Here is a 15,140-nt window from a genome sequence, read left to right on the forward strand (position 1 = left end):
TCAGGACGAAGCCGTCGCCATTGACCATGCCGCCGCGCAGATCCGAACGGGCGGCCGCGGTCACCTCGCGCTCGGTGGCCACGGTGATCGAGATCCGGGCAACAGGATCTGCCACCAGCCGATCGATCCAGGTGAGCGCTGACGCTCCGCTGAGCTCGAGGTCGACCTCCGGCGTCCGAACTTGAGCCCGCACGGCGCCGTGCAGCAGCAACAGGTAGCTGTCGGCGACTCGGATGGCCGCTCCGAAGGCGGGAGCGGTGGCATGGTGTCCGGCCACGAGAACGGCTACCGCCCAGGCCAGATCGCTCGGGGATGCATCGTCGGACCAGCCGTCGAGCAAGGTCAGCAGCGCGGGTGCGAATGGCTCGGCGTCCGCGTCGCCGGTGGCCAGCACGACCGCCGCCGCGCCGAACCGGGCGACCAGACCGTCACCGCGCTGGACGCCCACATGTGCACCGGACGAACTCATCGTTTCTTCCTCACGTCGGCCAACTGGCGCACCCGGCGATCCCAGGACAAAACCCGGGAGGCGAGGTCTGTCCAGTGTCCGCCCCGCCTGGGTAGAGGGTGGCAGAGGTCGATCCGATACGTGAAGTTCTGCACCCTGTGCTCTCCCGCTACCGCGACCGCGATTCGAGGAGTTTGTTCCACGCCGAACAGGACGGGAGATCGTCAGCTGGCCCAAGTGTCCCGCCGTACGCGGGCCTGTGCGGACACTGCACTTGCGATTCAGGCGCTGATGAACGAACTTCCGCGCTAGTCGACTGCCAGCGACCATTCGGTTGCGCCCACGTCCTCGCGGACGACGGCCACTCCTCCGGCATTGATGAGGAGTCCGCCAGCAGCCGTGGAGGTTTCGGTCAGCAGGTCCGTCCCCGGTCCGGACAATCGGACCGGCTCCGACCCATGATTGAGAACGAAGAGATAGTGGTGGTCCACGCCGTTGCGTCGGATCACCTCGACTCCAGCAGGAGGAGCAGAGCCGAGCACCGGGCATACCCCGGCCTGCGCCGTCACCGTGCTCAGGAAGGCCTTGAGGGACGGCAGATCAAGCCGCGTCGAGACGTAGTACGCGGCGCCATTCCCGTAGTCGTTGCGGGTGATCGCCGGGCGTCCGGCCAACTCTCCCTGGAGATAACTGGTCACGGCCGTTGCCGTGGTGAGCTGGACGTTTTCGGACCATTGATCCCCGATGAGGCCGTCGGACAGTTCCACCGTGTGAGCGGGATCCAACGGGAGGAATTCATCGACCCTCACCCCCAGCAGGTCACGGATCCGGCCGGGGTATCCGCCTGGAGTCACGTGGAGGTCCTGGTCGGCGACACCGCTGAAGTACCAGACGACGAGCGTGCCGCCGGTTCCGACCTGCGCGCGCAGGGCAGCGACGGCAGCGTCGTCGAGGCTGAACATGCTGGGTACCAGGACCACACGGTAGGCGGTGAGGTCAGCCCCTGGCCGGACGAAATCGACGGCAAACCCCTGCTGCCACAACGCCCGATGGGTGGCGCGAACGGCGGAGGAGTAATCCAGATGCTCCGAGGGCAGACTTCGGTTCTCCAGGGCCCACCATCCATCGGCATGCCACAGGATGGCTACGTCTGCGTCGACCACCGGACCCTGGACGGCCGGGTCGGCGACCTCGGCGATCTGGGCCAATGCGGCCCCCAGCGCAGTGACCTCCTTAAAGACTCGTGAGTCCGCGCCGGCGTGCGGGACCAGCCCGGCATGCCATACCTCCGCGCCGGCCGCCGGCGCGCGCCACTGGAAGAACAACGCTCCCTGTGATCCGCGGGCAATGTAGGACAGCGAGTTGCGCAGCATCCGGCCGGGTCCCTTGCTGGCATAGCGGTTACCGTGCAGCGTGACAACCCCGGCCGCCTGCTCCATCAGCAGCCATGGACGGCCCAGCGCCCAGGACCGGGACAAGTCGCCCGCGTAGGCCGCGTGGGTTTCCCCATCCGGTCCCTCGCTGTCCAGGTAGTGGTCCATCGAGACGAAGTCCAACTCGGCCGACCAGCTCCACTGCTCGAGGTGATTCCACGGCGGCAGCATGTAGTTGGTGGTGATCGGTTGATTCGCGCCGGCGGACCGGATGGCCGTGCGCTGCTCCCGCCAGCACTGCAGGAACTCATCGGACATGAAGCGACGGAAGTCGACTGCGTGGGTCGGATTGTGCAGGTACTGGGTCGCCCGCGGCGGCAGAATCTGGTCCCACTGCGTGTAGTTCTGGCTCCAGAAGGCGGTGTACCAGGCTCGATTCAGGTCGGCGAGGTCCTCGTACTTTCGTCGGAGCCAGCGCCGGAACGACTCGGCCACGTGGTCGCAGAAGCAGAACGTGCCGTATTCGTTGTGCACATGCCAGGACGTCACTGCCGGATGCGAGCCGTACCGTTCGGCCAGCGCGGTTGCGATGGCGGAGCTGGCCGCCCGGTAGGCCGGCGCGGACGGGCAGTAGGCATCGCGGCTGCCGTGCCAGAGCTGCGTACCGTCCGCCCGGATCGGCAGCGCATCGGGGTGCGTCAGGGTGAACCACGGCGGAGGCGACGCGGTCGGCGTCGCGAGGATGACGCCGATTCCCGCAGCGTGCAGCATCCCCAGTATCCGGTCCAGCCAGTCGAAGGTGTAGATGCCCTCCTCCCGCTCGAGCAACGCCCACGAGAACACGCCAACGGTGACCGCGTTGACGCCGGCCACCCTCATCAGTTCGATGTCCTGTTGCCACAACGTTTCGGGCCATTGCTCGGGGTTGTAGTCCCCGCCGAACAGGAACCTGTCGGTCGTGATTCCCGATGGTCCAGAGGTATCCGGCTCTTGCGACATGACTGATGCCTCCATGAATGGTGGGAGTGAGGAAATGGCGCGGCTGCTCGGCATCAGATCCGGTCGGCTCCGAACCAGCCGGCCGGGCTCGGTGTGAGCGACCTCAACTCGGAGAAGAGTTCCGCCGGAATCTTCACGCGCAGTCGTTCCAGGGTCTGTTCGACCTGCGCCGGCGAGGACATCCCGACGATGGTGGACCCGATTCGGGGCTCCCGAATGCTGAACTGGAGGGCAACGGCAGCCAGGTCGACGCCTGCGGATGAGCACAAGCGGAACATCCGGTCGCGGGCCGTCAACTGTTCAGCACTGGCAGGCCGGTAGCAGTAGTCGGTGGATCGGCCAGAGCCGGCCAGGAAGCCCCCGCCGAACGGCGCCGCGTTGAAGACACCGATTGAATTCTCGGCGCACAGGTCCAGCAGAGGCACGGCAGACTGATCCATCAGGGTGAACCGATTGTGGGTGACCACCGATTCGAAATGACCGGTGCGGATGTAGTCCTGCAACAGCCCGATCGGGCCCCCCGCGACTCCGATGTGTCCGATCAGTCCGCGCTCCCGCAGGTCCAGCAAGGCCCGGACCGGGCCGTTGGCAGCGAGCGCCGATTCAAAACTGATCCGCTCTGGATCGTGCAGGTGCACCAACTCCAGATGATCGACTCCCAGGCGGTTCATGCTCTCGCGAATCGACTGCCGTACACGGGATCCCGAGAAGTCCGAGCTGCCCTCCACTGGGTCCACCTTGGTCACCAACAACGACCCTGGCCAACCCGAGTCCGGCCGGGCCAGACCGATCCGACGTTCGCTCTCCCCGTAGTTGTTGCCGGTGTCGATGACGGTGATCCCACTGGCCAAGGCATGGTTGATGACGTCCGCAGCCCCGTGATCGTTCATCTTGTCCACACGACCCAGAGCTGAGGTACCGAGCGAGATCTCGCTTGCGGCCAGCCCCGTCGAGCCCAAAATCGCAGTTCTGATGCCGATGGCCGGCCTCTGCTCGTTCATCCCTTGAGCCCGCCGCTGATCAGGTCGAGCTTCCAGAATCTCTGCAGGACGAGCATCAGCGCAACCAGCGGAATGATGGACAGCATCGATCCGGTGATGGCCAGCGAGTACAACGAGGCTTCACCCGAGCCCTTGGCCAGCAGGGTGTACAGGCCAACGGTCAGCGGATATTTGTTCTGGTCGGACAACATGATGAACGGGAGAAGGAAGTTGTTCCAGATCCCCACGAACTGGAGCATGAACACCGTCACCATGCCGGGGATCATCATCGGGATGGCCACACCCGTGAAGACCCGGAACTCGCCCGCGCCATCGATCCGCGCCGCTTCTATCGTCTCCGCAGGTACCGAGGCCATGGCGTAGACGCGCGACAGGTAGATGCCGAACGGAGAAATGATCGAGGGCAGCAGGACCGACCAGTAGGTGCCGGCCAGGCCGATATCGGACAGCAGCAGGTACTGGGGCACGGCCAGGGTGATCCCCGGGATCAGCACTCCGCCCAGAATGGAGAAGAAGATCAGGTTCCGTCCCCGGAACTCGTACTTGGCCAATGCGAACCCGGCCATGGTCGACACCAGCATGGACAGGGCCGATCCTCCGCCGGAATACAGCAGGCTGTTCAACGCCCAGTGCAGGAACTGTCCGTTCCCGTAGTCGAACAGGTCACCAATGTTGCCGAAGAGGCCGGACCCTGGGGCAAAGGTGAAGGTGGAGAACAGTTCTCCAGGTGTTTTGGTGGAGGCCACGATGACCCAGGCCACGGGGACCAGGCAGTACAGCGCGCCGACGAGCAGGATCACCGTTGGCAGGCTTCCCCGGCTGGTGCGTTCTGCCGGGAGCGCCGGCGCAGCGGCCGGCCGGGTGGGAACAGTAGTGGTCATGAATTGCCTCCGAAAGCTCGCCTCTGGGTGGCCAGCAACAGGAGCACCGAGACGACGACGATTCCCAGGGCCAGCAGGACGGACGCTGCCGACGCCAGGGGCAGATCGTCCCTGGTGAAGGCGTCCCGGTAGATCTTCATCAGCGGCACCCAGGTCTGGGTGATGTCGGCGGTCATCGGGCTCAACGTGGTGGGCTCGCCGTAGACCTGAAGGGTGCCGATCAGCGAGAACAAACCGGTCAGCACCAGCGCCGGGGCCACCAGAGGAATCTTGATCCGCAGTGCGATCTGCCACTCGGAGGCTCCGTCGATGCGAGCTGACTCGTAGATGTCCGCCGGGACAGCCCGCAGGGCCGTGTAGATGATGATCATGTTGAACCCGACGCCTCCCCAGATCGCGATGTTGGCGACCGATGGGAACAACAACGGCAGATTCAGGAACGGAATTGACCCGCCACCCATGGTCTTCGAGATATAGCTGAACGGGCTGGTCGATGGCAGATACATGAATCCCCACAACAGCGACGCGACCACCCCCGGGACGGCATAGGGGATGAAGATTGCCGTCCGCGAGAAGGACTTCGCCCTGGTCTTGGGATGGTCGATGAGCAGGGCGAAGAGTAGCGCCAGGCCTAACGTCACCGGGACGGCGATCAGCCCGTAGATGGCCAGCCGACCGAAGCCGGAATAGAACTCAGGGTCGGCGAGGGTCGTGTGATAATTGTCGAATCCGACGAACACCTGCTGGCGTTTGCCGAACGCACCGCCGGCCACCAATCGCAGGCCCTGGAAGCTCAGGTAGATGGCGTAGCCGATCGGGATGAGCAGGAACACCGCGTACAGCAGGAGCGCTGGCGACAACAGTACGTACGGGGCAAACGTGTTGCGGCGGCGACCGTTGCGGGCCCGCGGCAGCGGGCGCAGCTCCGTCGCCCGGACTGCGGTGCTCACGCCGCTGTTGGTCGTCATGATCGGGTTCTCCTCGGACGTCTGGAAGGCGGGGCAGTCGTACCGACCAGGTCAGCCGGTGACCTTGAAACCAGTTTTGGCCATGTCGGCCACCACGGCTTTCTGCGTCACGGCCAAGGCATCCCGCAACTTGGTCTTGTTCGCGATGGCTGCCTTCATCGCGTCCTGGAAGGTGCTCGAGGCCACGTTCACGTTGGGGCCCCAGCTGATCGATGGAATCGTCTGGGCCGAAATCTCCGAGGCCAACTTCCAGAAGTCCTTCTGCTGGGGCATCAGCACCGGCGGAGCACTCTTGATCGCAGCCTGCTGGCCGACGACCGAAGCCGGGTACTGGCCGGTCGAAAGCTGGATCTGCGCCCCCGCAGCGCTGGAATTGATGAATGCAGCGAACTGTGCGGCCTCGGCCGGATGCTTGGCCGAACTGGTGACCACCACCGCCGAGCCGCCTTGGTAGGCCACCTTGTCGTCCCCGGCCGTCCATTGCGGGAACCGGGACATCGCCCACTTGCCGGCCTGGCTCGGTGCTGCGCCGTAGATGACGCCCGGCGCCCAGAGGGCCGAAGGCCAGGAAAGGATCTGGCCCGCATTGAGCTGCTTGTTGTATTCCGGGGTGAACAACGCCTCGACGCTGACCAGGTCCCGGTCGATCAGGTCCTGCCAGAAGTCCGCCACCTTCAGCGAGGCGTCGTCGTTGATTCCGACCGTCCAGTTCTCTCCGTCCACCTTCCACCATTGACCACCGGCCTGCTGGGAAAGGCCGGCGAAGTTGCCGAATTCAGCAGGACTGAACGTGGCCAGGTACGTGTTCTTGTCGGCCTTGCGTACCTGCTCGGCGACAGTGGCGAACTCGGCCCAGGTGGTGGGTGGTTTGACCCCCAACTGGGTGAAACGGGCCTCGTTGTAGACCAAGACCATCGGTCCGACGTCCTGCGGCACGCCGTAGATCGCACCGTTGAAAGTGGTTTGACCCCAGGTACCTTCGGAGAAGGAGCCCTTCAGGGAAGAGACGTACTGGGTGATGTCAGTGGCAACGTTGCCGACGATCATTGCCGGCAGGGTCGTGTACTCCACCAGCGCGGCGTCCGGCGCATCTCCGGCACGTGCCGCCGTCAGCAGCTTCGCCGACGAATCGGTCCCACCGCCGGCATCGGTGTGCTTGACCTGGATGTTCGGATTGGCCTTGTTCCAAGCGGCGACAAACGGATCCTGCGGCGTACCCCAGGCCCAATAGTTGAGGGAGATCTTCTCGGTGGTGACGGCCCCGCCGCTGGCTGGTGCCACCGACGGGCCGGAGGCAGCAGCGCCGGCGGATGTGGCTGCAGTCCCTTTACTGCCGCTCGAGCAGGCCGCGAGGACAGAACCCGCGGCGATGGCGGAGGCGCCGAGGAGAAATTGGCGGCGGTCGAGTGGAGGAGTCATGAGGGTTCCTTCGGTCGGGAGGTGGAGGGGGTGGGGTGTTCGATGGTTTGCATTGAGTGCGTCGGACACACCGGTGTGCTTGTCAATGGATCCGGTGGTCGATTCAGCTGTTCGATTTCAGCCGTGGGTCGAATGGTTGATTCGCTGCGCATGGAGCAGAACCAGGCTCTCCGGCGGGATGGACGGGGCCTGTACTCCGTGGTCGCTCAGCGTGCGACCGGTCGACTCCACCCCCCCTGACCACCACGGCGGCCAGAATTTCAGTCCCTGGTCGGCTACCGTTCCCGGTGGTTCGAGTGGCTGCAATCGGTATCTGGCCGTCGGGTCAAGTCCGGGCAGTCTCACCAGACCTGGCGAGGTGTACTCACCGGTGGCAATGCTGACGAACGCGAACAGCGCTTCCGTGCCATCCTTGGCGATGACGCCGTGGACCCACAGTGAGGGATCCGGGTGGTCGGAACGCACTACCGTTCCGGTGTGCAGCAGGGACCGGAACGTGCGGTAGATCCGGATCCAGGCCTTCAGCTCCGCGCGGCTTGGTTCATCGGCTGCGGTGAGATCCCATTCCACGCCCAGATGGCCGAAAAGTGCAGTACCGGCGCGGAAGCCCAGCGGATGGATGCGACCCGTGGTGTGCGCCGTCGTGGGGCCGATGTGGGACCCGATCAGCTCCGGCGGGACCAACAGGGACGTCCACCGCTGGATGTGCTGCCGCTCCAGCGCGTCGTTGCAGTCCGAGGCCCAGACCCGCTGTGTGCATTGCAGAATGGCCAGGTCGATCCGCGCTCCACCGGGGGAACAGGATTCGATTTCCAGGCTCGGGTGCCGTCGGTGCAACTGCTCCATCAGTTGGTAGGTGGCCAGCGTCTGATGGTGGACACCGGCGGTGCCCGTCAGTGGATGGCCGGCATCGACCAGGTCCCGGTTGTGGTCCCACTTCAGGTAGTCGATCCGGTATTCGCTCACGAGTGCGTCGAGCCGTCCGAGGATGTAGTCGTAGGCATCGGGATTGGCCAGGTCGAGCACCTGCTGGTGGCGCGACTCCGGCGGCAGCCGATGTCCGGCCGACATGATCCATTCCGGATGGGCACGAGCCACGTCCGAGTCGACGCTGATCATTTCCGGTTCCACCCACAGCCCGAAATCCAGACCTACGGCCCGGACATGATCGACCAGTGGGCTGAGCCCGTCCGGCCAGATCGTTTCATCGACGAACCAGTCCCCCAGTCCGGCCGACACGCCGCGCCGGTGACGGAACCAGCCGTCATCTAGTACAAAACGCTCGACACCCACCTCGGCTGCCCGGTCGGCCAGCGCCTTGAGCTTGTTCAGGTCGTGATCGAAGTAGGCCGCTTCCCACGTATTGAGCACCACCTTGCGGGGACCGGATGGATGATCGGGCCGGGCCCGGAGGTGGCCGTGAAAACGCGCCGAAACCGAGTCGAGCCCGAAGCCGTGAGCAGCGTAGAGCCACGGAGTGCGGTAGCTCTCCTGCGGCGCCAGCCGAATTTCTCCCGGCAGCAGCAGTTCGGCGCCGCTGAGTAGTCCGACACCCCGGGGTGTTCGCTCAGCCGTGGTCCGGTGGTTTCCGCTCCAGGCCGTGTGCACGGCCCATACCTGACCCGACCGGAACCCGAAGCCGGGCGTACCGACGGCCAGCAGAATGCTGGCATCGGCGCCGGTGCGGCCGCGACGTCCCTCTCTGGTATGGGTCCCGATGGTGAAGGCGTGACGCTGCGGGCTGCGCTCCCGCAGGTGCCGACCTGAGAAATCCAGGACCTCCCGAGCCTCGGTCGGGACCGGAACATTCAGAGTCAACCCCTCGAGCTCGTAGGTGCCCTCAGGTGAGCGGTTGGTCAGCTCGGTCCGCAGCATGAGCAAACCCTCTGCGGTCAAGAGGATCTCGATCAACAGATCGAGTTCGACGTCGGGTTCGGTGGCGGTAATCAGCACCTGCTGACCGCCAGCGGCCCCCTGGTCGTCCACCACCACCTGCAAGACCGTGAACAGCGGTGCGAACCCGCACCCCGACCGATGACCTGCCAACCCGGGCGTCCCGGCCCAACCCGCCGACGGCTCGGCCAGGACGCTCAACGGCACTGGTAGATCCATCGAGTCCGTCACCACCGGTGGGACGAACGCCTGCCGAAGGGCGTCGAGATCTCTTGCGTCGAGATCGCCCAGGTCCTGACCCCAGTGCAGGATGCGCGGCAGTCGATCCCCTGTGCAGTCGAGCATCACGCTCACACCAGACGCCCTCAGGTGCACGACGTCCGGTACCGAGGTCTCGGACCGCCGGTCGAGAACAGCGATGAAATCCAGCGTGTCAGCGGGTTCGGCGTGAGCCGGGATCGACGTCTTCGTCATGAACTTAACTATCGTATCCGAAGTAAGTAAGGTCAACTCTTTGCCAGAAACACGCCCCAGTTCACCCGTCCGGCCTAGTTTAGATCTTGATGGCCACGGGGAAACGTGGTTGCCATCTCATGTTTACTTTGTGCATGGAGGTATTCCTCCGCTCGATCAGGGCGCTAAGTTCTTGCCATGGTCAACACACGGAGTCCCGGCGGCGACTCCAAAGCGGTTTCTTCCACCACGTTGGGTGGAGCAGCCAGGGCGGTGGCCCGAGAAATCCTCATCCACGGACCGCGTTCCCGGACCGAGTTGGCACTTCGTCTGGAGATGTCCCAGGGCAGCCTGACCCGGCTCACCAAATCCCTCATCGATCGGGGCCTCCTGGTCGAGGGCCCAGCCAATCGCGGAGTGATGCAGGGGCGGCCGTCGATGCCCCTGGACATCGTCGCCGACGCCCACCTGTTCGTGGGGGTCAAATTGACCGGCGATGCTGTTTTCGCCGTGCTGGCCAATTTGCGGGCCGACATCGTCGATAGTCGCCAGCGCACCCTGGACGACAGAAGCCCGGCCGCGGTGTGTGCGGTGATCGCCGAATTGGTCGCCGAACTCACTGTCGACGGGCGATCCGCGGAGGCGATCGGCGTCGGCTTCGGTGGCCACGCACCGGACCGTCGCTCCGTCTTCGCCCCCTACCTGGGCTGGGATGACACGCCCCTCGCGTCCATGCTCGAGCGAGCAGTCGACCTGCCGTGCGTCGTGGACAACGACGTGGTGTGCCTGACCGAAGCACAGCACTGGTTCGGGGCCGGTCGTGGTCACGATCGCTTCGCGGTCGTCACCATGGGCGCCGGCATCGGATACGCGCTGGTCGTCCACGATCGCATCGTGCGCAGCCTCGAGGCCGACATCGGGGTGCTTGGTCACTACCAGATCGACCCAACCGGGCCGCTGTGCCCGGCCGGTCATCGCGGCTGCGCTGCCTCGTACCTCGAGGCGGCGTCGATCTGCGCCGCCGTCTCGGTTGGTCTGCGCCGGCCGGTGACCTACGACGACGTTCTGGACCTGGCACAGGCCGACAACCCGGTCGCGCGGATCGTGATCGACGAGGCAGGGATGGCCCTGGGCCGCCTGCTCGCCGCCATCGCCGACCTGGCTCTGTGCTATCGAGTGATTCTCTCCGGAGAAGGCGTACGTCTGGCGGTGGTAGCCGAAAAAGCCTTGCAAATGGGTCTGCAGGAATCCCGACCCACCTGGGCGAACCCCGTCGTGGTCGACATCCAGGAGATGGGATTCTCCCAATGGGCCCGCGGCGCAGCGGTCATCGCCATTCAGACGTTCCTACTCGGACCGGACTGAAATGCCGAACTGACCGAGCACCTGGGGGCCACCCGGCCCGCGGGCCATCAATCATTCGATTACGCTGCGGCGCAGAATGAACTGACGGTCTGACTACATTCGACGAGACCAAGCAAGATGCGGGCGGCCAGAGTACCCTGGTCCAGACTCGTTGACTTGCCTGGTAAGTCATAGGCTCAGGACCAGGAAAGGTTCCCCGATCGCGGCCGTTTCGAGGACCATCGCTATGATCTCCGGCCAGCAGGACGACTTGATCGCAGGTCCGGCACACTCTTTGCTCTCTACTGTCAAATTGCAGATCGGTGCAGTCGATGTTGGATAACGTTGACGCGGCTACAAATGCTGGCCGACGTCGATGCGATGACCGTCGGGTTCAGCGGTCAGCAGAGACGAAGCCGTGCAACCCATGATCGGCATCGCTCATTCTCTTGATGATGCGGACGCCGTGTGAAGCGAGGTGGTCACGTAGACCGCGGGCATCGGTCCCCATCAGATGCGCGACGTTGTGTTTCGTCGCGCGGTGATCACTGACCAGGGGTCGAGGTGAACGGTCTACGGTCACCAACCAGGGGTATGTGCGCAGACTGCATCAGCGCTAAGTGAATTAGGCGTAAGCTAGTTTGCATGACAACCACCAGAGCGGTTCGATTCGATTCCTACGGCGGCACCGAGGTGCTGTACGTCGGTGAGGTGCCGACCCCCGTCCCGGGCGAGGGCGAGGTGCTGGTCGAGGTCCGGGCCGCCGGCATCAACCCCGGCGAGGCCGCCATCCGCAGCGGCACCATGCACGAGATGTTCCCTGGCACTCTCCCGTCGGGCCAGGGAAGCGATCTCGCCGGGACGGTGCTGGAGCTGGGCGACGGCGTCGCCGAGTTCGCCGTCGGCGACGAGGTACTCGGCTTCTCCTGGCGGCGGAACAGCCAGGCCACCCACGTCACCGTCCCGGTCGCCCAGCTGATCCGCAAGCCCACCGGCATCCCGTGGGAGGTCGCCGGCGGGCTCTACGTGGTGGCCTGCACCGCGTACGCGGCGGTGCGCGCTGTGGCTCCCGCAGCCGGTGAAACGATAGCGGTGGCCGGCGCCGCCGGTGGCGTCGGAACCGTTGTGGTGCAACTACTCTCGCTCCACGGCGTCCGTGTACTCGGTATTGCCTCAGCAGGCTCCGACGATTGGCTGCTCGCCCACGGCGCGACGCCGGTGCACTACGGCGACGGCCTGGCCGACCGGCTCACGGCGGCAGCACCGTCCGGTATCGACGCCTTCATCGACCTGTTCGGCCCGCAGTACGTCCAACTGGCGGTCGATCTCGGCATCCCACGCGACCGCGTCAATACGATCATCTCCTTCCAGCTGGCGGCAGAGCTCGGCGTGAAGGCCGAGGGTAGCGAAGATGCCTCCACCACCGAGGTTCTCACCGAGATGGCGAACCTGGTGGCCGAACGGAAGATCGAGATCCCGATCGCGGCGACGTACCCGCTGGATCAGGTCGCAGCCGCATTCACCGAGTTGGAGAAGCGTCATACCCGCGGAAAGATCGTGCTGATTCCATAGCCCTGGCACTCCGGTCGTACGGTTGCCCTGTCGATCTCGGTATCTGCGACAGTCAGGACTCCATGAGCAACACCTCGCAGGCCGCATTGACACCCGCCCGGGTGTCGGCGGCGACCCGCGCCACCTACGCCGCCTTCCTCGCGTCGGGTTTCGCCTTCGCCAACTGGGCGTCCCGCATCCCGCAGGTCCGGGACCGGCTCCACCTCAGTCCTGCGGACCTCGGGCTCGTGCTGCTGGCCATCGCCGCCGGGTCCCTGGTGGCGCTCCCGCTGGCCGGGATCATCGTGCACCGCTTCAACTCGCGACGCACCGTGGCCGCCATGGCCCTGGTCCTCGGCGTCGGGTTGTCCACGGTCGCGATCGGCTACCTGGACGGTGTCGTGCCGTTGCTGATCGGCCTGTTCCTGGTCGGATTCGGCAACGGCGCCTGGGATGTCGCGATGAACGTGCAGGGCGCGACCGTCGAGCGGCACCTGGGTCGGGCGATCATGCCGCGCTTCCACGCCGGCTACAGCGCGGGCACCGTCGTCGGGGCTCTGCTCGGCGCACTGATGGTCGCCCTGCACGTCCCCGTCACGGCCCACCTGCTGGTGGTCGCCGTCATCGTCGCAGTGTCCGTGCCGCTCGCCGTCCGCAGCTTCGTCGCGGACGTCGAGGAGTCGAACGATGCCGCCGAGAACGCCGCCACCGAAGAAGGCCGGAGCAACCCGCTGGGACGCTGGCTCGAGCCACGCACCCTGATCATCGGCGTGGTGGTCCTGGCGTTCGCCTTCTCCGAGGGCAGCGGTAACGACTGGATCAGTGTCGCCCTGATCGACAGTTACCACACCCCCGCCGCCGTCGGCACTCTCGGCTTCGCTGCGTTCCTGATCGCCATGACCGCGGTCCGCTGGTTCGGCACCGGGCTGCTCGATCGCTACGGACGCGTCGTGGTCCTGCGCGGCTTGGCCGCGGTGGCCGTCATCGGGTTGCTGCTGTTCGTCTTCAGCCCGTGGACTCCACTGGCCTTCATCGGCGCGCTGCTCTGGGGGGCGGGCGCCTCGCTCGGGTTCCCGGTCGGCATGAGCGCTGCCGCCGACGATCCCGCCGCCGCGGCGAGCCGGGTCAGTGTCGTCGCCTCCATCGGCTACTGCGCGTTCCTCGGCGGGCCGCCGCTGATCGGATTCCTCGGTGACCACATCACCGTGCTGCGCGCACTTCTCGTCGTTGCCATCCTGCTCGGCGTGGCCACCCTGCTGGTCAAGTCACTCCGGCCGCCCGAGAAGACCTGAGCAGACCTGATAGAACAGGACTGTGCCTGATCTCGAACCAGAAGAATTCCGTCGCCTCGGCCACCAGCTGATCGACTGGGTCGCGCAGCACCGTGGCGGCGTCGATTCTCTGCCGGTGCAGCCGGGGATCGTTCCTGGTTCGGTGAGAGCCCAACTGCCACAAACGCTTCCTGAGCAGCCTTCTCGAAGCTTGGGTGACGAGCTGGTCGCCTTGCTCGACGACGTGGTCGTGCCCGGCTCGCTCCAGTGGCAGCACCCGGGGTTCTTCGGCTACTTCCCGGCGAACTCCTCCCTGCTCTCGCTGCTCGGCGACATCGCCTCTGGCGGGGTCGGCGCCCAGGGCATGCTGTGGTCGACCTCACCCGCCGGCACCGAGCTCGAACAGACGCTGCTCGACGGGATGGCGGTTGCGCTGGGCCTCGGTGCGCGGTTCACCTTCGCGGGCGGGGGCGGCGGTTCGCTCCAGGACTCGGCATCGTCCGCCTGCTTGGCTGCCCTGCTTGCCGGGTTGCATCGAAGTCACCCTGGGTGGCGGGACAGCGGGGTGCGCGGCACCGAAACCGTCTACGTCACAGCAGAAACGCACTCGTCAGTGGCCAAGGCCGTCCGGGTGGCCGGGCTGGGCGGGCAGGCTCTGCGGATCGTACCGTTCGCCCCCGGAACCTTCGCGATGTCCCCGGCAGCGTTGGCCGATCTTCTGGCCGAGGACGTAGCCGCCGGGAAGACACCGGTGATGATCTGCCCTACCGTCGGGACCACCGGCACCGGGGCCGTCGACCCGATCCGGGAGATCGCGACCGTGGCGCACGCCTACGGCGCGTGGGTGCACGTCGACGCCGCCTGGGCCGGAGTCGCGGCGCTGTGTCCCGAGTTCCGCTACCTCCTCGACGGTGTCCAGCTGGTCGACTCGTTCTGCACCGACGCACACAAGTGGCTCTACACCGCCTTCGACTGCTCGTTCCTATGGGTGGCCGACGCGAAGGCCCTACCGGCCGCCCTGTCCATCACGCCCGAGTACCTGCGCAATGCGGCGACCGATTCCGGGGAAGTGGTCGACTACCGCGACTGGCAGGTCTCGCTGGGCCGTCGGATGCGTGCGCTGAAGATCTGGTCGGTGGTGAACGGCGCCGGGCTGGAGGGTCTACGCGAGACCATCCGCGGCCACGTCGGGATGGCCGATTCACTGGCCCGCAGGATCGTCGACGAACCAGGATTCGCGCTCGCCGTACCGCCGTCGCTGTCCCTGGTCTGCCTGCATCTGCTCGACTCCCACGGGCGACCCGATGACGACGCCACCAAGGCGGCCATGCAGGCGGTGAACGCCGAGGGCCACTCGTTCCTCACCCACACCACGGTCAACGGCCACTACGCGATCCGCGTCGCCATCGGCACCCCGGCCACCCAGCCCGTGCACATCGACCGGCTCTGGGCCGCCCTGCTCCGCGCTTATCAACTTCCTCGGCGCTCGTGAACGTGCGGGTTTTGGGACGCAGGGGACAGAAATCGACCCGATCATGA

The 15,140-nt window shown here is 65.7% G+C and carries 10 protein-coding genes; 4 read left to right on the plus strand and 6 right to left on the minus strand.

The window, feature by feature from the left end; genetic code table 11:
* Window positions 1-756: 756 nt before the first annotated feature.
* The 6 genes from ABIB25_RS20760 to ABIB25_RS20785 form a co-directional block, all read right to left on the minus strand.
* Window positions 757-2,820, minus strand: a complete 2,064-nt coding sequence (locus ABIB25_RS20760; RefSeq protein WP_354530426.1) for a beta-galactosidase — start codon at window positions 2,818-2,820, stop codon at window positions 757-759.
* Window positions 2,821-2,873: 53 nt separating this feature from the next.
* Window positions 2,874-3,821 carry an aldo/keto reductase gene (locus ABIB25_RS20765; protein ID WP_354530427.1) on the minus strand — a complete coding sequence of 316 codons (948 nt, stop codon included), beginning with the start codon at window positions 3,819-3,821 and terminating at the stop codon, window positions 2,874-2,876.
* Window positions 3,818-4,702, minus strand: a complete 885-nt coding sequence (locus ABIB25_RS20770) for a carbohydrate ABC transporter permease (protein ID WP_354530428.1) — start codon at window positions 4,700-4,702, stop codon at window positions 3,818-3,820. The genes ABIB25_RS20765 and ABIB25_RS20770 overlap by 4 nt, the downstream gene beginning before the upstream one ends.
* A complete protein-coding gene (locus ABIB25_RS20775) occupies window positions 4,699-5,670 on the minus strand; it encodes a carbohydrate ABC transporter permease (protein WP_354530429.1) in 972 nt (323 codons plus the stop codon). Before ABIB25_RS20775 ends, ABIB25_RS20770 begins: the two co-directional genes overlap by 4 nt.
* Window positions 5,671-5,721: 51 nt before the next feature.
* On the minus strand, window positions 5,722-7,089 hold the full coding sequence (locus tag ABIB25_RS20780; protein WP_354530430.1) for an ABC transporter substrate-binding protein: 1,368 nt from the start codon (window positions 7,087-7,089) through the stop codon (window positions 5,722-5,724).
* Between the two features lie 117 nt (window positions 7,090-7,206).
* Window positions 7,207-9,327 (minus strand): alpha-galactosidase, encoded by a 2,121-nt coding sequence (locus ABIB25_RS20785; RefSeq protein WP_354530474.1) that lies wholly within the window; start codon window positions 9,325-9,327, stop codon window positions 7,207-7,209.
* Window positions 9,328-9,633: 306 nt separating this feature from the next.
* On the opposite strand from ABIB25_RS20785, the gene ABIB25_RS20790 reads away from it, so the two are divergent.
* From ABIB25_RS20790 to ABIB25_RS20805, 4 genes are all read left to right on the plus strand, one after another.
* Window positions 9,634-10,800, plus strand: coding sequence for an ROK family transcriptional regulator (locus ABIB25_RS20790; RefSeq protein WP_354530431.1), 1,167 nt, complete (start codon window positions 9,634-9,636; stop codon window positions 10,798-10,800).
* Window positions 10,801-11,424: 624 nt separating this feature from the next.
* Window positions 11,425-12,351: an NADP-dependent oxidoreductase gene (locus ABIB25_RS20795; RefSeq protein WP_354530432.1), complete on the plus strand. Its 927-nt coding sequence runs from the start codon at window positions 11,425-11,427 to the stop codon at window positions 12,349-12,351.
* A gap of 62 nt (window positions 12,352-12,413) precedes the next feature.
* Window positions 12,414-13,622, plus strand: a complete 1,209-nt coding sequence (locus tag ABIB25_RS20800; protein ID WP_354530433.1) for an MFS transporter — start codon at window positions 12,414-12,416, stop codon at window positions 13,620-13,622.
* 22 nt (window positions 13,623-13,644) lie between these two features.
* Window positions 13,645-15,093 (plus strand): pyridoxal phosphate-dependent decarboxylase family protein, encoded by a 1,449-nt coding sequence (locus tag ABIB25_RS20805; protein WP_354530434.1) that lies wholly within the window; start codon window positions 13,645-13,647, stop codon window positions 15,091-15,093.
* The last annotated feature ends 47 nt before the right edge of the window (window positions 15,094-15,140 follow it).

Source organism: Nakamurella sp. UYEF19, from assembly GCF_040546275.1.
GTDB lineage: Bacteria > Actinomycetota > Actinomycetes > Mycobacteriales > Nakamurellaceae > Nakamurella.